Annotated in this window: 17 protein-coding genes; 7 read left to right on the top strand and 10 right to left on the bottom strand. The window is 62.1% G+C overall.

Going from position 1 to position 19,489, the window contains the following annotated elements:
- The first annotated feature begins 11 nt into the window (after nucleotides 1-11).
- The 3 genes from CK218_RS11265 to CK218_RS11275 are packed head-to-tail and all read left to right on the top strand — an operon-like array spanning nucleotide 12 to nucleotide 2,161.
- Nucleotides 12-1,073, top strand: a complete 1,062-nt coding sequence (locus CK218_RS11265) for a glycosyltransferase family 2 protein (protein WP_095827754.1) — start codon at nucleotides 12-14, stop codon at nucleotides 1,071-1,073.
- A complete protein-coding gene (locus tag CK218_RS11270) occupies nucleotides 1,048-1,740 on the top strand; it encodes a class I SAM-dependent methyltransferase (protein ID WP_095827755.1) in 693 nt (230 codons plus the stop codon). Before CK218_RS11265 ends, CK218_RS11270 begins: the two co-directional genes overlap by 26 nt.
- Nucleotides 1,718-2,161: a GtrA family protein gene (locus CK218_RS11275; RefSeq protein ID WP_095827756.1), complete on the top strand. Its 444-nt coding sequence runs from the start codon at nucleotides 1,718-1,720 to the stop codon at nucleotides 2,159-2,161. Before CK218_RS11270 ends, CK218_RS11275 begins: the two co-directional genes overlap by 23 nt.
- 3 nt (nucleotides 2,162-2,164) lie before the next feature.
- On the opposite strand, the gene CK218_RS11280 is transcribed toward CK218_RS11275, so the two are convergent.
- The 3 genes from CK218_RS11280 to CK218_RS11290 form a co-directional block, all read right to left on the bottom strand.
- Complete coding sequence (locus tag CK218_RS11280; protein ID WP_245434979.1) at nucleotides 2,165-2,788, bottom strand: hypothetical protein; 624 nt, start codon at nucleotides 2,786-2,788, stop codon at nucleotides 2,165-2,167.
- Nucleotides 2,775-3,935 carry a hypothetical protein gene (locus CK218_RS11285; protein ID WP_245434981.1) on the bottom strand — a complete coding sequence of 387 codons (1,161 nt, stop codon included), beginning with the start codon at nucleotides 3,933-3,935 and terminating at the stop codon, nucleotides 2,775-2,777. Before CK218_RS11285 ends, CK218_RS11280 begins: the two co-directional genes overlap by 14 nt.
- Before the next feature lie 347 nt (nucleotides 3,936-4,282).
- Nucleotides 4,283-4,585: a DUF982 domain-containing protein gene (locus CK218_RS11290; RefSeq protein WP_067319945.1), complete on the bottom strand. Its 303-nt coding sequence runs from the start codon at nucleotides 4,583-4,585 to the stop codon at nucleotides 4,283-4,285.
- Nucleotides 4,586-4,880: 295 nt separating this feature from the next.
- Between CK218_RS11290 and CK218_RS11295 the strand changes: the two genes are divergently transcribed.
- On the top strand, nucleotides 4,881-6,338 hold the full coding sequence (locus tag CK218_RS11295) for an NCS1 family nucleobase:cation symporter-1 (protein WP_095780516.1): 1,458 nt from the start codon (nucleotides 4,881-4,883) through the stop codon (nucleotides 6,336-6,338).
- A 98-nt stretch (nucleotides 6,339-6,436) separates the two neighbouring features.
- On the opposite strand, the gene CK218_RS11300 is transcribed toward CK218_RS11295, so the two are convergent.
- Complete coding sequence (locus CK218_RS11300) at nucleotides 6,437-7,498, bottom strand: peptidoglycan-binding protein (protein ID WP_245434983.1); 1,062 nt, start codon at nucleotides 7,496-7,498, stop codon at nucleotides 6,437-6,439.
- 343 nt (nucleotides 7,499-7,841) lie between these two features.
- Here CK218_RS11300 and CK218_RS11305 point away from each other — a divergent pair, with 343 nt between their 5' ends.
- Entirely contained in the window at nucleotides 7,842-9,095 is a 1,254-nt protein-coding gene (locus tag CK218_RS11305; RefSeq protein WP_095827758.1) for a serine hydrolase domain-containing protein, read from the top strand.
- Between the two features lie 117 nt (nucleotides 9,096-9,212).
- Here the strand turns inward: CK218_RS11305 and CK218_RS11310 are convergent, their stop codons facing one another.
- From CK218_RS11310 to tpiA, 6 genes are all read right to left on the bottom strand, one after another.
- Nucleotides 9,213-10,919 carry a ShlB/FhaC/HecB family hemolysin secretion/activation protein gene (locus CK218_RS11310; RefSeq protein ID WP_095827759.1) on the bottom strand — a complete coding sequence of 569 codons (1,707 nt, stop codon included), beginning with the start codon at nucleotides 10,917-10,919 and terminating at the stop codon, nucleotides 9,213-9,215.
- A gap of 288 nt (nucleotides 10,920-11,207) precedes the next feature.
- The gene (locus CK218_RS11315; protein ID WP_280950823.1) at nucleotides 11,208-11,717 is read right to left on the bottom strand and encodes a DUF1697 domain-containing protein; all 510 of its coding nucleotides are present in this window, start codon (nucleotides 11,715-11,717) and stop codon (nucleotides 11,208-11,210) included.
- Between the two features lie 47 nt (nucleotides 11,718-11,764).
- Complete coding sequence (locus CK218_RS11320) at nucleotides 11,765-13,402, bottom strand: CTP synthase (protein WP_082953678.1); 1,638 nt, start codon at nucleotides 13,400-13,402, stop codon at nucleotides 11,765-11,767.
- A 250-nt stretch (nucleotides 13,403-13,652) separates the two neighbouring features.
- Nucleotides 13,653-14,777, bottom strand: coding sequence for a L,D-transpeptidase (locus CK218_RS11325; RefSeq protein WP_066992691.1), 1,125 nt, complete (start codon nucleotides 14,775-14,777; stop codon nucleotides 13,653-13,655).
- Nucleotides 14,778-14,990: 213 nt separating this feature from the next.
- Nucleotides 14,991-15,515 carry a preprotein translocase subunit SecG gene (secG, locus tag CK218_RS11330; RefSeq protein WP_095827760.1) on the bottom strand — a complete coding sequence of 175 codons (525 nt, stop codon included), beginning with the start codon at nucleotides 15,513-15,515 and terminating at the stop codon, nucleotides 14,991-14,993.
- 161 nt (nucleotides 15,516-15,676) lie between these two features.
- Nucleotides 15,677-16,444, bottom strand: a complete 768-nt coding sequence (tpiA, locus tag CK218_RS11335) for a triose-phosphate isomerase (RefSeq protein ID WP_066992805.1) — start codon at nucleotides 16,442-16,444, stop codon at nucleotides 15,677-15,679.
- Between the two features lie 144 nt (nucleotides 16,445-16,588).
- Between tpiA and CK218_RS11340 the strand changes: the two genes are divergently transcribed.
- Both CK218_RS11340 and trpD read left to right on the top strand, forming a co-directional pair.
- Nucleotides 16,589-18,481, top strand: a complete 1,893-nt coding sequence (locus CK218_RS11340; RefSeq protein WP_095827761.1) for a peptidyl-prolyl cis-trans isomerase — start codon at nucleotides 16,589-16,591, stop codon at nucleotides 18,479-18,481.
- Nucleotides 18,478-19,488: an anthranilate phosphoribosyltransferase gene (gene trpD / locus CK218_RS11345; RefSeq protein WP_095827762.1), complete on the top strand. Its 1,011-nt coding sequence runs from the start codon at nucleotides 18,478-18,480 to the stop codon at nucleotides 19,486-19,488. The genes CK218_RS11340 and trpD overlap by 4 nt, the downstream gene beginning before the upstream one ends.
- Nucleotide 19,489: the final 1 nt, after the last annotated feature.

Consider the following 19,489-nt stretch of genomic DNA (forward strand, 5'->3'; position numbering starts at 1 on the left):
ATTGCAATCGCATGCAAGAATCTGTCCAGCGGATCCGGACGCGGGCACCGTCCCTACGCTACTCATTGGTGCTGCCGATATACAATGAGGAGGAGGTGTTGCCCCGGCTGGTCGAGCGGATCAGCGCACTGACCGCAAAACTGGACGGAGACACCGAAGTCATCTTCGTCGACGACGGAAGCAGCGATCGAAGCGTGAGCTATTTGCGCGGCATGGTCGCCGCCGAACCGAGCTTCCGCCTGATCGAGCTCTCCCGCAACTTCGGCCACCAGATCGCCATCAGCGCCGGCATGGAAGCGGCCTCCGGCGAGGCCGTCATCGTCATGGACGCTGACCTGCAGGATCCGCCCGAGGTCGTTCTCGACCTGGTGGCGAAGTGGAAGGACGGCTTCGAGATCGTCTACGCAAGGCGCGTCAGCCGCAAGGGCGAAACCTGGTTCAAGCGCTTTACCGCCAGCCTGTTCTATCGGCTGCTGGAGAGGATGACACCGGTCGAGATCCCGCGAGATGTCGGCGACTTCCGCCTCGTCGGCCGGAAGGCGCTGGACACGTTCAAGCGCATGCCGGAGCACGACCGCTTCGTCAGGGGCATGTTCGGCTGGATGGGTTTCAAGCAGGCGGCGGTGCCGTTCGAGCGCCCGGCGCGGACGCTTGGTGAAACCAAATACCCGTTCTGGAAGATGATGCGGCTTGCCATCCATGGCATCATCGGCTTTTCGGAGCGGCCTCTGCAACTGGTGCTGTTGACCGGGTTGGCCATTTCCGCTCTCGCCCTGGCGTTCGGCGCATACGCAATCCTGGCCTGGATCCTGGAAACCGGCGTGATTGCCGGCTGGACATCCACGGTGGTGATCGTGTCGCTGCTAATCGGCATCAATCTTTTCATGACCGGCGTGATGGGCCTCTACGTCGGCAGCATCCATGCCGAGGTCAAACGGCGCCCGCTCTATGTCGTCGAAAGGCTGAGTGGCTTCGACCGGCCGATGCGCGTCGCCTCCCGCGACAAGCGCGCTTCGTTTCGCAAGTCCAGGAACGGGGTCACGGCGGATGTCCGAACTCTTCGACAGCTATAGGTCCAGCTACAGTGAGGCAGTCGAGGGCTCGATCCGGTTCTCCGGGCTGCGCCATGATTTCTTCCTGCGTGCCAAGGCCGAGCTTCTGCGACGACTGGTCCTCGAGCAGGACCTCCGGCGGGCCGGCGCAGGCGTGCGCGCGCTCGATGTCGGTTGCGGCGTGGGCTCGCTTCATCCGCATCTCGCCGATGTCTTCGATCGACTTGACGGCTGCGACGTGTCGAAGGAGTCACTCGCGCGTGCCAGCGCTGAGAACCCGCACGTCGCATACAGCGTGTGCACCACCTCACGCCTGCCTTACGCGGATGGCATGTTCGACCTGGCGTTCGCCAGTTGCGTCGTCCACCACGTGCCGCCTCAGTCGTGGCTGGATTTCGTCCGCGAGATGCGGCGCGTCGTTCGGCGAGGCGGACTTGGCTGCATCATCGAGCACAATCCCTACAACCCGCTGACCCGTATGGCGGTGTTGAGATGTCCGTTCGACAAGGACGCTGTCCTGCTTCGCGCTGGCAAGGCGGCATCGCTGCTTGAGCAGGCGGGCTTCCGCGACGTGCACTGCGAGCATTTTCTGCTCCTGCCGTCGGCCAAGCCGCTTGCCCGGAAACTGGAAGGCGCGCTCGCTTGGCTGCCGCTCGGAGCGCAGTATGCCTGTGTCGCCCGCGCCTGAGAATCGTCGCGTCGCCGGCACGAAGCTCCTGGGGCGCTTCGCTTCAGTCGGCCTTGTCGCCACAATCCTCTATGCCGTCCTGACTACAATCTTTGCCCAATCGAACTGGCTCGGGCTCGCGCCCGTCGAAGCCTCGCTCGCCGCTTACGCGGCCGCCGCCCTGTTTTCCTATCTGGCGCACAAATCCTTCACCTTCATGTCGGCCGGCTCGCACGGGTCGCAGGCGCCGCGTTTCGTGTTGCTGACGATTGCCGGCCTCGCTATGGCTTACGCGGCACCGTACCTGCTGACGGTGACATTCGGCCTGCCGCTTGCCGTTCCCGTTCTCCTCACTTCCTTGGCCATCCCAGCGCTTAACCTTCTTGTGCTCGATCGCTGGGTCTTTGCAGAGCGGCGCCTGCGCGATGACGGGCCGTCCTGAGGATCAAAGCGTGTCCAACCGGAAAGATCTCAGCTTGATGGCGCGGTTGTAGATGTTGCTCGCATCGGCGCTTTGCGGAATGTCGTCGGGATAGTCGATGGCCATGTCCAGTGTCGCCTTGCCAGCCAGCACGGCGTGCGGAATGACGAAGGACACAGTTGTCGCCACATCGCCCGACAGCGTCCCCCGATACACCTCGGTCCCATTGGCCGACACGACGATCCTCTGCCAGGTCTGCGGCGGGCGAATAACGGCGGCCATTTCCAGCGTTGCCCGAAGCCCGTCGCGGAGCGGCGGCAGGGTAAGGCGCAGGCGAGAGCTCTCGCCCAGCGAATGGGTGCCGTCCGCCACTGGCCCCGACCAGCCGCAGACCATCATGGTGGTTGCTTCCCGGGCGCCGTCGGAGCGGAACGATACGGTCCGGCCTGGCGTGTAGCGCCCCACGGCGTCCCGGTTGAGGCATGTGGTGGTCTTGTCGATGTAATAGGCGCGGTAATCGTCGTTGACATTCGGGCTGAGGGCAAGCGCCAGGATGGTGATCTCGGCTGCCGCAAGCGCGCCCGCCAGCGCGTAGCCGGCACCCAGGATTACCGGCCTGGTCGATTCCGTCAGCTCAGACCAGCGCAAGATAGCCTCCAAGCCAGGCCACGGTCATGAAGTAGCAGGTGAAGAGGAAGACAATCAGCGCAGCGACCAATGTCGCCTTCGAGCCCGACAACAGCACCGCCGTCAGCATCGTCAGCGGCGCGAGGCCGACGACATAGCGGACCATCGAAGCCAGATTCGAGGTCAAAGGCAGGATGATGGCCATGGCGCAGAACAGGGCCGCGCCAATTTGCCTGCGCGCCGCGAGCACCGCCGCCAGCGCCAGTCCCACGATTGCCGTCGACGCGCTCCATTGCGGCGCACTGGGCCACCAACCGGCCCCGGGGTGATAGGACAGCCCCGCCCAGAGGAACAGCAGCGGGTTGCCGGCCACGCGCCCGAACGCGCGCTGGACATGCACGAAGGCAAAGCCGTCCCCGACCGTGACGTAAAGGTAGAGCATGTAGGCGAACAGGCCGGCGGGCGAGATGAGTATGGCGATGATGAGATCCGGCCGGCCGAGCAGCCAGCGCGGAAAGCCAATGACCGATCCGCCCTTCGCGCGATGCTCCTCGAACATGCGAATGACGATCGCGAACACGGCCAGCACGCCGACGACCCTCGTTGCCGAGAGCAGCGCGCAGGACAACCCAGCGGCGAGATGGTTCGAGCGTTTGAGCGCCAGGAAGAGGCAGGACGTCAAAAGCACGAAGAGCGGCTCGGTGAGGAAGGTGGCAAAATAGAACGAGAACGGGCCACTCAGCAGGAAGGCGCAATAAAGCACATAGGCCCGCATATTCCTGTCCACGAGCGGCCATGCCACCAGGCACGAGAGGTAGCCGCACGCCAGCGATGCCGCCGTCGCAATCGCGATCGTGGAGAAGGGCAGAATCGTGCGGACCGCCGCCACCAGCATCGGATAAAGCGGAAAGAACCCCCAGCGCCCGACATTGCTGCGGCCAGGAATGGGAAAGCGCTCATAGCCCTGTTCGGAAATGCCGACATACCAGGAGCAATCCCATTTGCAGAAGGCGCGGGCATAGGCCGCTAGGCTCGGATCCGGCGACACCGATGCGAATGCGGCGTAGCGGATGACAAGACCGCTCAACAAAAACAGCAGCGGCACTGCCGCCACCGCGATCACCGTGAGGCGAATGCCGCTCTTCGCACGCGCCACATCAACTGCCAAATCCGCCTCCAACCGCCCGGATGGCATCCGCGTCGTGCCGGCATCCCTCGCCAACACGCCTCTCGGTCCAACGCTGCATACCTAAAGGGGCGGTGGGATTTTTAGTTCCGCTGCACGATATTCCAGCCGGCATGGCATCCGGTGGACAATCTGCCGGTAGAGCGCCGCCGGCAGGCGATGGAACAGCCCGGCGTGTGACACGACCAGCCGCTGGCCCCGGTCGGAGCCTCCCTCACGCGCTCTTTCAGGGAGAATTGAAACGACGCAACTCGTGCCAGTAAGGACACAACACCACCGGGACGTCGACCTCAGGCCGACGTCTGATGCTGCCGAAGGATTCGAACGTGCTAGCGCCTTAGAGCGTAGACATTGTCCATCGACACGCCGCCCAAAGGCAGCGCCATCTCGTCGTCGAGAATCCGAGTGATGCGGGCAAAGCCGACAAAAGCTTTTCTCGCCTCCTCAGCCGACATCTTGCCAGCCATAGCTGCCGAGCAGCAATTCACGGCGCATTGATAAACGGGGCCGCGCCTCCCCGTTGGCCACTTCCGCAGGAACACCATCGCTTCAGAGACGCTGTCGACTTCCTCCAAGGGATATCCCTGCCCACGCGCGATCCGCACTGGGGTAAAGAAATGCAAGCGATCCATCACTATCCTCCCGGTCGACCGCAAAGCGGCCGAACCCGCATAAACGCATGTTCAGGGGTTTGGTTCCACACAATTTTGGTTGCTGCTCGAAAAAGTTCGGAACCGGACAGGGCGCGATCAGCAAGCCGACTCAAGTAAAGGCGATTCCTGTTTTGGCGCGACGAGAAGCGCGATTCTCATTGAATGACTTTAAGGCCAAAGCCGGCAAATGGATTGCTTGTAGGTTCCCCAGCGGCAGGCTTACCCTCACCAGTTAACGCGGGGACGCCGCGTTTTGCAAAAGGGGACAGTTGCAATGACCATACAAGGCGCTTCGCCGGACCTCTACAACGAGGATCTGGCTCCGGCAACAGTCAGGAACTGGGGGCCGTTTTCAATCTTCAACGTCTGGACTTCCGACGTCCACAGCCTCTGGGGCTATTATCTCGCCGCGAGCCTTTTTCTGTTCTGCGGCGGCTTCGTCAACTTCATCATCGCCATCGGCATCGGCTCGCTGATCATCTACTTCCTGATGAACCTTGTCGGCTATGCCGGCGTGAAGACCGGCGTTCCCTACCCCGTGCTTGCGCGCGCCTCCTTCGGCATCTGGGGTGCCAACATTCCGGCGCTGGTGCGCGCCGTCGTCGCCTGCTTCTGGTATGGCGCGCAGACGGCCGCTGCGTCGGGCGCAATCGTGGCGCTGCTGACGCGGCTGCAGTGGTTCGACGAGTTCAACAAGACCTCGCATCTGCTCGGCCATTCCACGCTGGAGGTGATCTGCTTCGTCGTCATCTGGGCGCTGCAGCTTTTGATCATCCAGAAGGGTATGGAAACGGTGCGCCGGTTCCAGGACTGGGCCGGACCCGCCGTTTGGGTGATGATGCTGATCCTGGCGATCTATCTCTGCGTCAAGTCGGGCACCTTCGCCTTCACCAGCGATATTCCGATGGACGTGCTGCTCGACAGGACCAAGGATGCCGGCGTGCCAGGCGAGCCGGGTTCGTGGACCGCGCTGTTCGCGGTGGCGGCAATCTGGGTAACCTACTTTTCGGCGCTCTACCTCAACTTCTGCGACTTCGCCCGCTACGCGCCCAACAACGCGGCGCTGCGCAAGGGCAACATCTGGGGCCTGCCGGTCAACCTGATCCTGTTCTCGCTGGTCGCCGGCATCACCACGATCGCCGCCTACGACGTCTATCACGAGGTGCTGCTCCACCCCGACCAGATCTCGGCCAAATTCGACAGCTGGTTCCTGGCGGCCCTTGCCGCGCTGACCTTCGCGGTGGCGACCCTGGGCATCAACGTCGTGGCGAACTTCGTCTCGCCGGCCTTCGACTTCTCCAACGTCTTCCCGCGTCAGATCGACTTCAAGAAGGGCGGCTATATCGCGGCGCTGATCGCGCTGGTGCTCTATCCGTTTGCGCCGTGGGAAGGCAGCGCTGCCTCCTTCGTCAACATCATCGGCGCGACGATGGGGCCGATCTTCGGCGTGATGATGGTCGACTATTATCTGATCCGTAAGGGCGAGGTCGACGTCAACGCGCTCTACCGCGAAGATGGCGAGTTCCGCTTCCAGGGCGGCTGGCACGTCAACGCCTTCATCGCCGCCGGCATCGGCGCGATCTTCTCCTCGATCCTGCCCAACTTCACCAACTGGCTGCCGTCCTGGTGGGGCGTCTATGGCTGGTTCTTCGGGGTCGCGATCGCGGGCGCCGTCTACTATGTGCTGCGCACAATGGCGCTCGGCGCCGGCGCACGCATGGCCAAGGCTTAACACAGTCGGGGCGGCGAAAGCCGCCCCATTTGCTTCGTCTCACTTGCCCACCATCTCGGGCCAGCCAATGCGGGGTCCTTGCGCTCGAAAAAGTTGCGTCAGGGCAGTTCGAGCTCGGGCTCAATGATGTAGATGGTAGGATCCATTTCTTCAGGAGACACGACGACCACGTCCTTGCCTGTTGCGTCTATATAGCCGTCCGTAACAGCAAAGCCCGCCATAAGCTGGTCGTCCGTGAGAGGATACCAGGAACCGAATTCGTGAGAGTAAGAAGCGATAGCCAACCTTGCCAAAATCGCGTTGTTATATAGGTCGACCTCGTAGTCCTCAGAAAATTTTCCGGCCGAGTATCTCTTATAGCCATCGATATAAGGATCGCGAGAATTCTTACCTCGATACTTGTCGACAATGGCGCCGACGGTGACCTTATCCTTGCTGCCATTAAAGTATATTTTTCGTAGCAGGAATCCCCAAGCGCCTACTCCGTACTCCGGGGCCTCATATATGGCAGTTTGATTTCCATGACGATCCGGCAACGTGCATCCCATATATCCGTTCATGCTGTCTCTCTGCCAATTGGAAATGTTGATGGCACCCGGATTGTTGGTTCGGAGAGCTCTTCGAGTAAGCGTATTTGACGAGTCGTAGTCGACGTCCGGTTGGCCGCTGAAGAAGTTGCCAAGGCCGGCCAGGCTTCTGAAGTCGAATTGAGTGCCTTGCGCATATTTCGCATCGTCACGAAAAGGCGGATCCAGACGGCGCATGATGTTCGTGTCCCAAAACGGCAACCCCAGCGCTTTGCCGGTCCGAATGCTCACGACACCGTCAGCGGTTATCCCATGCGCCGCCTGGAAGGCCTTTGTGGCGCTCTCTGTTTGCGGGCCAAACAATCCATCAACATCGGAAGAGTAAAACCCTTTGTCCTCGAGCACGCATTGAAGGAGCGCGACCCTGCGATCAGGAACCTGGCTTTTGGTCAATTGAAACACCGGATCCTGCGATCCGCCGGCTGCCCGCCGAACACCGGCAAAGGCGACGAGAAACGGCAGGGTTGAGCTTGCGAGCACGTGCCTTCGTGTCACCGGAAAGGTGGAAGTCTCCGATACTTTCGCAAGAATTCCCGCTTGTCGTTTCTGACCAAGATTTTCGAAGTCGAACATCGCCATTCTCCAAGCCGCCGAGCACCATTTGCTGGCACTAACGCCGTGCTTAGCTAGGCGAGTTCTGCCAAAGCGCTCCACGCCCAGCGATACACCTTGGCTCCGGACCTCATCTTATCGTATCTTTGCCTCGGAACGTAGCTTATGCGGAGGGCGCAAGTTGGAGAGGCGAGTTCCCGTCCGGGTTGAGAATGTTTGTTTAGACGAACTTGCGCTCGCCAACCAACGCCGGCGCTGTGCGCTTCCCCGCCAAGAGCTCCAAAACGCCCTGCGCCCGACTTTTCGATCCTTAACTGCTCACCATGATGTTCGTCCGACCTTTTTCTAAATGTGGAGAATGGCAATGGAAGAGAATGGGTTTCGTCTGATCGTCCGCTGCATCGGTTCCGTCGCCCTGTTTGCTTTTTCCTCCCAAAACGCATTCGCAACCGATAGCGCGCGATGCGTTGCGAACATCGAAAAAGTGATTGCCGATGGGTCGGTTCCGGCGAAGGCAACGCCGCTGCCCTCGGAGCTCAGCGCGAAGCTTGACGCTGCGGTTCGATCCGCGCTGCCCAAGACGGCGGCACCAGGTGTCATCGTCGGCGTGGTGACACCTTCCGGAACATGGAAGGCGGCGTATGGCAAGGCCGACCCTTCCGCCGGCACACCCATGGCTGTGGGGATGCACACGCGCATAGGTTCAGTTACCAAGACATTCACCGGCACAGCGATCATGCAGTTGGCCGAAGCTGGGAAGCTGTCGCTTGACGACAAGATCCAGAAATACGTGCCCGGCATCCCCAATGGCGATCGGATCACGCTCCGCCAGCTCGCCGATATGACCAGCGGCATTGCGAGCTATACCCAAAGTGCAAAATTCCAAGATGTCTTGTTCTCCAAGCCTCAAACGATCTTCACGCCCAAGGAGCTGGTAGCCATCGGCGTGGCAGAATCGCCTCTCTTCGAGCCCGGAGCCTCGTTCAACTATTCGAACACCAACACGATCCTGCTCGGCATGGTCATGGAGCAGGTTACTGGAAAGACCGTCGGCGAGGTTTTCAAGGAGCAGATCTTTGATCCGCTGAAGCTCAAGAATACGTCCTGGCCGGGCGACTCGGTGGATTTGCCGGTGCCCTATGCTCAGGGCTTTACCCTGCAGGGGGATTTTGCCAAGCCGGATGCACCAAGCAACGCGACGAACTGGAACCCATCCTGGGGATGGACTGCAGGGGAACTGATTTCCAATATCGACGATTTGCTGGTTTATGCTCGGGCACTGGGCACCGGGAACGGCTTGCTGGGGGCAGCTGCGCAGAAGGAGCGGCTGACCTTCCCGGGCGCGGCCGGCTACGGGATCGGCGTCGGTTGCATCGGCGGCTGGGTGGGCCACACGGGCGAACTGCCAGGCTACAACACGACCTTGTTTTACAAGGCAGGTGCGGACATAGCCGCCGTGGTCCAGAGCAACAGCGACATTGCTTCCGGCGATTGCAAGGCGGAGCCGACGCTGACCGACGATCCACGCGACACGGTCTGCTCTTCGCCTGCAACGCGTGTATTTGTTGCGGTTTCAGAGGCTCTTGGCCAGCCGTATACGCCGCCCAACCCCCACTGAATGCCCGATGAGAGCCGAGACGGCTCGACAATTTTGCAGCGGCTCACCCGTTGTGAGCCGCTCCGTCTCCCCGTTTGAAGCACGGCGGAAGTCTGTTTCGGGGTTTCCAGCATCGCTCTAATATGAACCGATGAGTTGGAACAGGAATCGCGTGCCGGTATCGGCCAGCTCTTGGCTGTCTTGGAACGGTATTGCGACTATCGCCCTTGCATTGAGGTGTTGTCCGAAAGAAGCTGCCACCCCCACCCCGGCCGAGCCCAGTTCTGCCTCGGTGTAATCCACGCCCGTGTCGTGGTTCCAGATCGCGCCATAGTCGACGAAGGCAAACACGTTCAAATTCGAGAAGGGCGAAGATTCCGGGAGTTGGATGTTTCGCCCCAGTTCCAGCGCGGAGGCTATCCCACTGTCGCCGGAAGCCGCCGAGCCGTCGAAGGCCAGCCCATAGGGATCGCCGCCGAGCACGAGTTGCACCGCCGATGGAAGGGCCGTGGGCGCATACTGGGCAGCGACGCGAAAGCGAATGGTGGTCAGCGGGACGATCTCCTTGCGCAGGTCGAGATCGGCGCGGAAAAACCGATAGTCGTCGGGAACGCCTTCACGCGGCGCATGGGGGTTGCTGCTGTCGCTCGCGCCAAGGGCGTCGAGACCTTGGCCGAAAGTGCCGGTCAACGAAATGGCGCCCTTGTCCAGCTCGCCGATATAGTTCAGGGACGCTGCCAGCCATCGCAGGTCTTCGTCCGTCGCCCTTTGCCCGCTAGCGTCCAGCGAGTTGTCTTTGAAGTTCAGCTCAATCCGGCCAAAAAGACTATGATCGATTGTCCGCAGGAAGGGGTAGTTGGCATAGACTGTCCCGAAGGTCGACTGAATATCGAGTTCGAGAGGCCCGAGATCGCCGCCGGGTTCGGAAGATACATGGCCGAGGCTGTAGCCCACGTGCAATCCGTCATACCCTACCGGAACATCCTGCGAGCCGAGGACGAATTTGAGCTCGTCCGGGCTGGCGGGAATGGTGACCCCAACGATTTTCGTCGCCTCAAACAGCCTCAGCGCATCGTTTAAGGTACCGGTGCCGGTCAGCTGGTACGGACCGACCGCGTCGCTGCCAAAATTATCGAATATCCCTGTTGCGCTGGCACGGTTGAAGCTGATGTCCAACTTCAGATCCCCGCCCGCCGAGGGCGTTTCGGGACGCGTGAAGATGCCTTCAATCGTCAGGCCGGCAAGGTCGCTCATCAACAGCAGTACGCGCTCGGCTTCCTTGATGCGGATTGGACGCATGGCGACGATGCGATCGATATAGGGCCGCAGACGTTCCTCGACGTTGGGCACAGCACTCTTGATGGTGACCTTTCGCACGTAGGATTCATACAGAATGATGACCACGTTACCGGAAGAGACGTCCTGCTTGGGCACGACCGCCCACGAGAAATATCCTTCCCGCTGGTAGATGGCGTCGATCCTCTCCGCGATCGCGTAGACTTCTGCGAGGCTGATCCTTTTGTTCAGATCCCCGGCCCAGGCAGCTCGAAGTGTTTCATTTGCGACCGTGACGGCGCCTCGAACCGTTACCGATCGCAAGATGAACTTTATTTTTCGAGCCGCAGCGGGTGGGGTTTCCTTGCGGGCATCGGAAACCGAAAGATCGATCGTGCCGGGCTTTCGCGGGGCCGAGTAGCGCCGGATGATTTCGTTCTGATCCGACACCACCGAACCAATTTGATCGGAGATCGTCTGAGCCTGCGTTGGCCCAACGGTCAGGGCACAGGCAGCAAGAATCGCAAGAATAACGATCGTCGGCTTCACGAGCGCAAGCAGCTCAAGCAATGCTTTGCGGCTAGGCACTTGTAAGCCTGGGTGAGATTTGCTCACAAACTCACGATGCCCCCTGACATGTAGACTTGAGCAAACCTTATCAAATCTCCCGTTTTGCGCCAGCTTCTCGAAAGGAGAATCATCTCCAGATTGCGTGAAGGTGTTTCTCAGCGGCCTTTCATCGGAACGGTCGCCTGCCTCAGATTTCGGTGAACGATCGAGGAATCGGATTCGCCCTGCTCCGGCGCGGAGGGTTGAGACTTGAGTAGTCGGGGCGGCGAAAGCCACCCTTATTTCAACCTATTTGGCGACCATCTCGGACAGTCTGCGCACCGTATTCCAGTTGCGCGATGTGCCGATCCCCATGCGCTTGTGGTTTGCTGCGGCGAGCAGCCGCGAGCTTGGCCGCTCGCGCGAAAAGACGACCCAAATATCGCCGTCGACCGACAGCACCTTCTCGTCCGCGGCGGCATAGGCTGTAAGAGCCGCTGCGGCTTCTTCAGGCGCCGGCCGGCGCATCACCCGCACCGCAACCTGATCGCCGGCTTTTGCCGATTCGTCCGGGAACGGATTGGCGGCAGCAAGCTTCAGCCAGTCTTCTGCGTCGCGCACGATGATATCGACATGGCGGCCGAAAGTCTCTTCGAAGGCCTTTTCCAGCCGCCGTTCGAGACCGGAAACGCTGGCCGTCCGCGCCTCGAAGACCAGATTACCCGTGGCGACCAGCGTGCGGACGTTTTTCAGCCCGATGGCTTCGGCCATCGCCTTGAGCTCGGACATGACAACGCGCCGCCCCTCGCCCAGGATGATGCTTTAGAGCAGCGCGACGTAAGTTCGCATGGTCGCCGGCCGATCGTTCAGACCAGCCGCGACTGCTCCACCGCCGCTTCGATGAAGCTTGCAAACAGCGGGTGCGGCTCGAGCGGGCGGCTCTTCAGTTCAGGGTGGTACTGCACGCCGATGAACCAGGGATGGTCGGGATATTCCACCGTCTCCGGCAGCACCCCGTCTGGCGACATGCCGGCAAAGACCAGGCCACAATCCTCAAGCCGCTGCTTGTAGTCGATGTTCACCTCGTAGCGGTGCCGGTGGCGCTCGGAGATCTGCGTGTCGCCGTAGATCTCGGCGATCTTCGATCCCTTGGCGAGGTCGGCTTGATAAGCGCCGAGGCGCATGGTGCCGCCGAGATCGCCGGTAGCCCTGCGCTTCTCCAGCATGTTGCCCTTCAGCCATTCCGTCATCAGGCCGACCACCGGCTCCTCGGTCGGGCCGAATTCGGTGGAAGAGGCATGCTCGACGCCGGCGAGCGACCGCGCAGCCTCGATGCAGGCCATCTGCATGCCGAAGCAGATGCCGAAGTAAGGCACCTTGCGCTCGCGCGCGAACTTCGCGGCCAGGATCTTGCCCTCGGAGCCGCGCTCGCCGAAACCGCCGGGAACGAGAATGCCGTGCACCTTCTCCAGCCACGGCGTCGGGTCTTCCTTCTCGAAGATCTCGCTCTCGATCCAGTCGAGCTTGACCTTGACGCGGTTGGCAAGCCCGCCATGCGACAGCGCCTCGATCAGCGATTTGTAGGCGTCCTTGAGGCCGGTGTATTTGCCGACGACGGCAATCGTCACCTCGCCTTCCGGATTGTGGATGCGGCTGGAGAGCGCCTGCCAGGGCTCCATCCGCGGCTTCGGCGCCGGATCGATGCCGAAGGCGGCGAGCACTTCGGAATCCAGCCCTTCCTTGTGATACGCCATCGGCACGTCGTAGATGTGCGGCACGTCGAGCGCCTGGATGACGGCGCTCTCGCGCACATTGCAGAACAGCGAGAGCTTGCGGCGCTCTTCCTTGGGGATCGGCCGGTCGGCGCGCACCAGAAGGATGTCGGGCGCGATGCCGATGCCGCGCAATTCCTTGACAGAATGCTGCGTCGGCTTGGTCTTCAATTCGCCGGCGGTAGGGATGTACGGCATCAGGGTGAGATGCACATAGACCGCGTTGTTGCGCGGCAGGTCGTTGCCGAGCTGGCGAATCGCCTCCAGGAACGGCATCGCCTCGATGTCGCCGACAGTGCCGCCGATCTCGCACAGCACAAAGTCGTAATCGTCATTGCCTTCAAGGACGAAATGCTTGATCTCGTCGGTGACGTGCGGGATCACCTGCACGGTCGCGCCGAGATAGTCGCCGCGCCGCTCGCGCTCGATGATGTTCTTGTAGATGCGGCCGGTGGTGATGTTGTCCTGCTGGTTGGCCGAGCGGCCGGTAAAACGCTCATAATGGCCGAGATCGAGATCGGTCTCGGCGCCGTCGTCGGTCACGAACACTTCGCCGTGCTGATACGGCGACATCGTTCCGGGGTCGACATTGAGGTATGGATCGAGCTTCTTGATCCGCGCGCGATATCCACGCGCCTGCAGAAGAGCCCCAAGAGCTGCTGCAGCGATGCCTTTTCCGAGTGAGGAAACCACGCCGCCTGTGATGAATACATATCGCGCCATGGGAGTCATCGCTTAACGCGGCCTGATTGATTCCGCCAGAGAAAAAACCGCCGCGAAGGCTTTTTCCCAAATGGCGCTGGTGTCCGGACGGGCATTTCTCTGAAGCATGCCGCCCAAAACTGTGCAGTGGTTTTGGGAGAACGGCAGGCATCGGAACAGAAACTCGAAAGCGCCGCACCAGCGTCTTTCAACGCGACGCACTTTGATCAAAGAAAAAGGGCCGGTGGTGCCGGCCCTTTCGGCAGTTTGCTTCAACGCGTTAGATAATAACGACCTTGGTGCCGACCTTGACGCGGCTGTAGAGATCCATGACGTGCTCGTTGATCATGCGGAAGCAGCCGTTGGAGGCGCTGGTTCCGATCGACTGCGGTGCAATGGTGCCGTGGATGCGCAGATGCGTGTCCTTCTTGCCGTCGTAGAGGTAGATGGCGCGCGCGCCGAGCGGGTTTTCGCCGCCACCGGGCATGCCGTCCTTGTACTGGCCATAGTGCTTCGGCTCGCGCTTCTGCATGTCGAGCGTCGGGATCCAGCGCGGCCATTCCTGCTTGTCGCCGACGGCCACCGTCCCCTTGAACTGAAGGCCTTCACGGCCGACTGCGATGGCGTAGCGGCGCGCGGTGGAAAACGATTCGACGAGGTAGAGACGGCGAGCAGTCGTGTCGATGACGATCGTCCCGGGCTCATAGCCGGTGAAGGCGACGTCCTGCGGCACGAACTCCGGCTTCACCTTGAACGGCCTCTTGGCATCCTTCTTGGCGAGCGCCGAATCAAGCGCGCGGGTCTCCGGCAGATAGTTGATCGAGGTCACCGAGGACCCCCCGAACAGGCCGGCGAACAGCCCGCCGCTGCTCGCCCGCTTCTGGCCGGGCTGTTCGCTGCGCAACTCACCGTTGTTGCCGGTGGCCGTGATGTTCATCGCGTCGGCCGGGATGGGCTCCTCGGCCTGGAGCGAGGCGATCGGCGCCACGGGCATGATCGGTTCGATGATCTTGACGGTCTTCTTCCCGGGCTTCGCATCGGCCACTTCGGCCGGCGCGGCCGAACCCTTCTTGGAGAGCCATTCCTGACGCGCCGCATCCGCCTTGGCCTTGGCCGCCTCGCGCATCGCCAGCTTGCGGGCTTCGAGCGCCTTCTGCTTGGCCGCTTCCTTGTCGGCAGCGATCTTGGCCTCGAGCTTTTCGATCTGCGCGAGGTCGTCCGGAGTCGGGTTTTTCTTCTTCTTGAGAAGCCTCAGTTGCGATGCGTCGCTCTTGGCGGCGACGGGGATTGCGTCGGTCTTCTCTACCGACGGCGAAGCGGCCAGATTTGCCGGTGAGGCAAAGGCCGCGGATCCCATGCCGAATACGGCACAGAATCCCAAAAGGATGAAGCTGCGAAGCTGCATGGCGAAGATCCGATTTTCTATGCTAGTTGCCCAACGGCGTCGCCCGGCGCCCCCCAAGGACGCCGAAAAGTGCCGCGCGCAATCTATAATCGATTAGCCAGCGCACCCTCAAGCTGAGCGACGTGTTACATTTGGTTGAATCTTCGTGATCGAGCGGCATTTGCCGCGACTGTGTTCAAAGAACAACAGATCGCGGCGGCAATGCTTGTCCGGCTACTGGTTCGGAACCTGCGGGGTGACCGGCAAGGTAACGCCGTTCGCGGCCGGCGGCGTGGTCGGATTCGCGGGCGCCGGTGCTGCGGGAGCAGTGGCCGGAGCCGTGGAGGCGCCGCCGTTCGTCAGCGGCGTCGTGGTTGTCGTGCCGCCCGACGGGGCGGCCGGCGCGGTGCCGCCAGCCGGAGCCGCCGGCTGCGAGCTGCCCACCGGACCGGTGGCGCCCGGCAATTGGTTGAGCACGCCCTTGCCGGCATTGCCCGAGGTCGAAACCGGTGCCCTGTCGAGGATGTCGATCGGCTTCTCGCCGTAGCGGGCAAGGATGGAGAGCGCGAGCGAGGTCACGAAGAAGGCCGCGGCCAGGATTGCAGTCGCGCGGGTAAGCGCGTTGGCTGCGCCCCGCGCCGTCATGAAACCGGAACCGCCACCAATGCCGAGACCGCCGCCTTCGGAGCGCTGCAGCAGCACCACGCCGACAAGGGCGAGCACGACCATAAGATGAACGACGATCAGTACCGTTTCCATAATTTATCCTGGCGAGGCCTTGCGCGACCGCGCATACGACCGGTGATTTGGAGGCGGCTCCTTACAATGCTTTGGCGGCATTTCCAAGCCCGTGGCCGGGAATATGGGGAGCAATCCGGCCATTGCAACGATTTGGGCCGCGCCCCTGCCGCCGTCTGCGGCTATGACATGTGCATATAGGCTTCGGCAATGGCGAGGAAGTCGGCCGCCTTCAGGCTTGCGCCGCCGACCAGCGCGCCATCGACATTCTCGACGCCGAGCAGCTCCACAGCATTGGACGGCTTGACCGAACCGCCATAGAGAATGCGCATTCTGGCCGCGGCATCGCCGAGCAGCGCCGTCAGCTTGCCACGGATATGGGCATGCGCCTCGGCGACGTCGGCCGCGGTCGGCGTCAAGCCGGTGCCGATGGCCCAGACGGGCTCGTAAGCGATGATGGTGTTGGCGGCGGTGGCGCTCGCCGGCACGGAACCGTCGAGCTGCCGCGACAGGACATCGAGCGTCGCGCCGGCTTCACGCTCGGCGCGCGTCTCGCCGATGCAGATGATGGCCACCAGCCCTGCCCGCCAGGCGGCCGAAGCCTTGGCATTGACGATCGCATCGTCGTCGCCGCATTGCTCGCGCCGCTCGGAGTGGCCGACGATGACATGGCTTGCGCCGGCATCCTTCAGCATCTCGGCCGAAATCTCACCCGTATAGGCGCCGCTCTCCTTGGGGTGGCAATCCTCGCCGCCGGCGCGAACCGGTGTCCGCGAAAGGATCTCTGCGGCCTGGTGAAGCAAGGTGGCCGGAACGCAGACCAGGGCTTCCGTCTCCGCATCGAGGCCGCTCATGAAGCCGTTGCCGATCATCCTCAACTCGTTGAGCGAGGCGCTGGTGCCGTTCATTTTCCAGTTGCCGGCAACGAGCGGACGGATTCCAGGGGTCATGGCGTCGAGTTCTCCAGGCAACATAAGGCAGCGCCCTCACTACCAAAATCGGGCCACAAAGCAATCGACAGTGGGCCGGAAGGACGCTATTGCGCTTGTTTCAGAGTCGGCGCATGCGAAAATGCGCAAAGATCGGAAGTGGGCATGCTTGGTATTTTGAGAAGCGCGGCGGGCACCTGGGTCGCGAAAGCTTTGCTGTCCTTGCTGGTGGTGAGCTTTGCCGTCTGGGGTATTTCCGGGCGCCTGTCGGGAAGCTTGGCTGGCCATCATTCGGTGATTACCGCCGGCGGCACCACGGTCTCGATCAACGAATACCGCCTCGCCTACGATCGCCAGATCAACCTGCTGTCGCAGCAATATGGCCAGCGCATCACGCATGAACAGGCTAAGCTGCTCGGCCTCGACAACCAGGTTCTGGCGCAGCTCGTCTCCGGCGCCGTTCTCGACGAGCAGGCTCGCAAGCTCGGGCTTGGCCTTTCCAAGGACCGGCTGTCCGAGCTGACGCGCGAGGATCCGGCCTTCAAGGGTCCAGGCGGCCAGTTCGACCGCAGGACCTTCGAATATCTGCTGAGCCAGATCGGCATGCGACCCGAGGACTATCTGAAGAACCGCTCGCAGGTGGCGGTCCGCCAACAGATCGTCGAGGCGATTTCCGACGGCCTCAAGGCGCCGCAGACCTTCCTGAAGGCGGTCGCGCTCTATCGCGGCGAGGACCGCACGATCGACTATCTCGTCCTGCCGAAGACACTCGTCCAGCCGATCGAGGCGCCGTCCGACAGCGCGCTGAAAACCTATTTCGAAGCCAACAAGAAGAACTACGCCGCGCCGGAATACCGCAAATTCTCCTATATCCGGCTTGAGCCGCAGGACATCATGGACCCGACGGCGGTGACCGATCAGCAGATCGCTGACGACTACAACAAGAACAAGGCGCGCTATACGACGCCCGAAATGCGCACCATCGAACAGCTGGTGTTCAAGACGCCGGACGCGGCCAAGGCGGCATTTGACTCCCTGAAGGCCGGCGCCACCTTCGACAAGATCGTCACCGCAGAGGGCAAGACGCAGGCCGACACCGTGCTCGGCACGCTGGCAAAGGACAAGATCGCCGACAAGGCGGTGGCCGACGCAGCCTTCTCGCTCAACGTCAACGAGGTCAGCCCGGTGGTTCAGGGCGCCTTCGGCCCGGTGCTCTTGCGCGTCACCGAAATCAAGGCGCAGGTGGTGAAGCCGCTTTCGGAAGTGTCCGACCAGATCCGCAAGGATCTTGCGCTCGGCGAGGCAAGCCGCGTCCTGCTCGACGTCCACGACAGCTACGAGGACACCCGCGCTTCCGGTGCCTCGCTTGCCCAGGCGGCCGACAAGCTAAAGCTCAAGGTCGTCACCATCGACGCCATCGACCGCACCGGCCAGCGGCCGGACGGCACGATCGTCAACGACCTGCCGCAATCGGCGGACCTCATCAAGGCCGTCTTCGAGGCCGAGCCGAACACCGAGAATGAAGGCCTGACCACTGCCGCCAACGGCTTCGTTTTTTATGAAGTCCAGTCGATCACCCCGGCGCACGACCGCACGCTGGACGAGGTTCGCCAGAAGGTGGTGGCCGACTGGACCGCGGCCGAGACCGACAAGCGGCTCACCGCCAAGGCCGGGGAGTTGGAAAAGCGCCTCAAGGCCGGTGCGACGCTCGACGTGATCGCGGGCGAGCTGAAGCTCGAGAAGCAGACCAAGCGCGGCCTGAAGCGCGAAGCCGACGATGCCGATTTCGGCAAGGAGGGCGCGGTGGCCATGTTCGGCGTCGGCGAAGGCGGCACGGGCCTGATCCCCTCGCCCACCGGCGACGGTCAGATCCTGTTCAAGGTTGCCGAAGTCTTCGAACCTGCCGGTGCCGATGGCAGCTCTGTCCCGGAAGACGCGCAGAAATCTTTCAGCGCCGGCATATCCGACGACCTGCTCGATCAGTTGGTGGCGCAGCTGCAGTCGCAATATGACGTTCGTATCGATCCGGCCGCCGTTTCCCAAGCACAGACACGATGAGCGCGCTTAAGACATATATTGCCAAGGTCGCGACCGGCACCGCGCTCTCCTTCGAGGAAGCGCGCGAGGCCTTCGACATCATCATGTCGGGCGACGCGACGCCGGGGCAAATCGGTGGCTTCCTGATGGCGTTGCGCGTGCGTGGCGAGGCCGTGAGCGAGATCTCCGGCGCGGTCGCCACGATGCGCGCCAAGATGCTCCGCGTCGAAGCCCCGCGCGGCGCCATCGACATCGTCGGCACCGGCGGCGACAATTCGCATTCGGTCAACATTTCGACCGGATCGGCATTCGTCATCGCCGCCGCGGGTGTCCCGGTGGCCAAGCACGGCAATCGCGGCCTGTCCTCGCTGACCGGCGCGGCGGACGTGCTGATGGCGCTCGGCGTCAAGGTCGACATCGCACCGGAGACGATCGGCCGCTGCATCCAGGAGGCCGGCGTCGGCTTCATGTTCGCGCCAGCGCATCATCCGGCGATGAAGCATGTCGGTCCTGTCCGGGGCGAGCTCGGCACGCGCACCATCTTCAACCTGCTCGGGCCTCTGTCGAATCCAGCCGGCGTCGGCCGGCAGATGGTTGGCGTCTTCCTGCCCGAATGGATCATGCCGGTGGCTGAGACGCTGAAGGCGCTGGGCACCGATCATGCCTGGGTCGTGCACGGCGACGGTTATGACGAGATCACCACCACGGGCGAGACGCAGGTCGCAGAGCTCGCCGGCGGCGAGATCCGCACCTTTACCCTCACTCCGGAAGCGGTCGGACTGAAGCGGCATAACAAGGAAGATCTGCGCGGCGGCGAAGCGGCCTACAATGCCAAGGCATTGCGCGATATGCTGGGCGGCGCTGCCGGCGCTTATCGCGATACCGTGCTGATGAATGCCGGCGCCGGGCTGGTGGTGGCCGGCAAGGCAACGACGCTCGGCGATGGCATCGAGGCAGCAGCGCAGGCCATCGACAGCGGCCGGGCGCTGGCGGTGCTCGACAAGCTCATCGAGATTTCGAACGGTTAGA

It is taken from the genome of Mesorhizobium sp. WSM3879 (genome assembly GCF_002294915.1).
Classification (GTDB): domain Bacteria; phylum Pseudomonadota; class Alphaproteobacteria; order Rhizobiales; family Rhizobiaceae; genus Mesorhizobium.

Excerpts from the sequence above, each read along its gene's own strand:
- CK218_RS11265 (WP_095827754.1), top strand. The coding sequence starts at position 12 with ATGCAAGAATCTGTCCAGCGGATCCGGACGCGGGCACCGTCCCTACGC.
- CK218_RS11270 (WP_095827755.1), top strand. The coding sequence starts at position 1,048 with ATGTCCGAACTCTTCGACAGCTATAGGTCCAGCTACAGTGAGGCAGTC.
- CK218_RS11275 (WP_095827756.1), top strand. The coding sequence starts at position 1,718 with ATGCCTGTGTCGCCCGCGCCTGAGAATCGTCGCGTCGCCGGCACGAAG.
- CK218_RS11290 (WP_067319945.1), bottom strand. The coding sequence starts at position 4,585 with ATGGATCGCTTGCATTTCTTTACCCCAGTGCGGATCGCGCGTGGGCAG.
- CK218_RS11295 (WP_095780516.1), top strand. The coding sequence starts at position 4,881 with ATGACCATACAAGGCGCTTCGCCGGACCTCTACAACGAGGATCTGGCT.
- CK218_RS11300 (WP_245434983.1), bottom strand. The coding sequence starts at position 7,498 with ATGTTCGACTTCGAAAATCTTGGTCAGAAACGACAAGCGGGAATTCTT.
- CK218_RS11305 (WP_095827758.1), top strand. The coding sequence starts at position 7,842 with ATGGAAGAGAATGGGTTTCGTCTGATCGTCCGCTGCATCGGTTCCGTC.
- CK218_RS11320 (WP_082953678.1), bottom strand. The coding sequence starts at position 13,402 with ATGACTCCCATGGCGCGATATGTATTCATCACAGGCGGCGTGGTTTCC.
- CK218_RS11325 (WP_066992691.1), bottom strand. The coding sequence starts at position 14,777 with ATGCAGCTTCGCAGCTTCATCCTTTTGGGATTCTGTGCCGTATTCGGC.
- secG (WP_095827760.1), bottom strand. The coding sequence starts at position 15,515 with ATGGAAACGGTACTGATCGTCGTTCATCTTATGGTCGTGCTCGCCCTT.
- tpiA (WP_066992805.1), bottom strand. The coding sequence starts at position 16,444 with ATGACCCCTGGAATCCGTCCGCTCGTTGCCGGCAACTGGAAAATGAAC.
- CK218_RS11340 (WP_095827761.1), top strand. The coding sequence starts at position 16,589 with ATGCTTGGTATTTTGAGAAGCGCGGCGGGCACCTGGGTCGCGAAAGCT.
- trpD (WP_095827762.1), top strand. The coding sequence starts at position 18,478 with ATGAGCGCGCTTAAGACATATATTGCCAAGGTCGCGACCGGCACCGCG.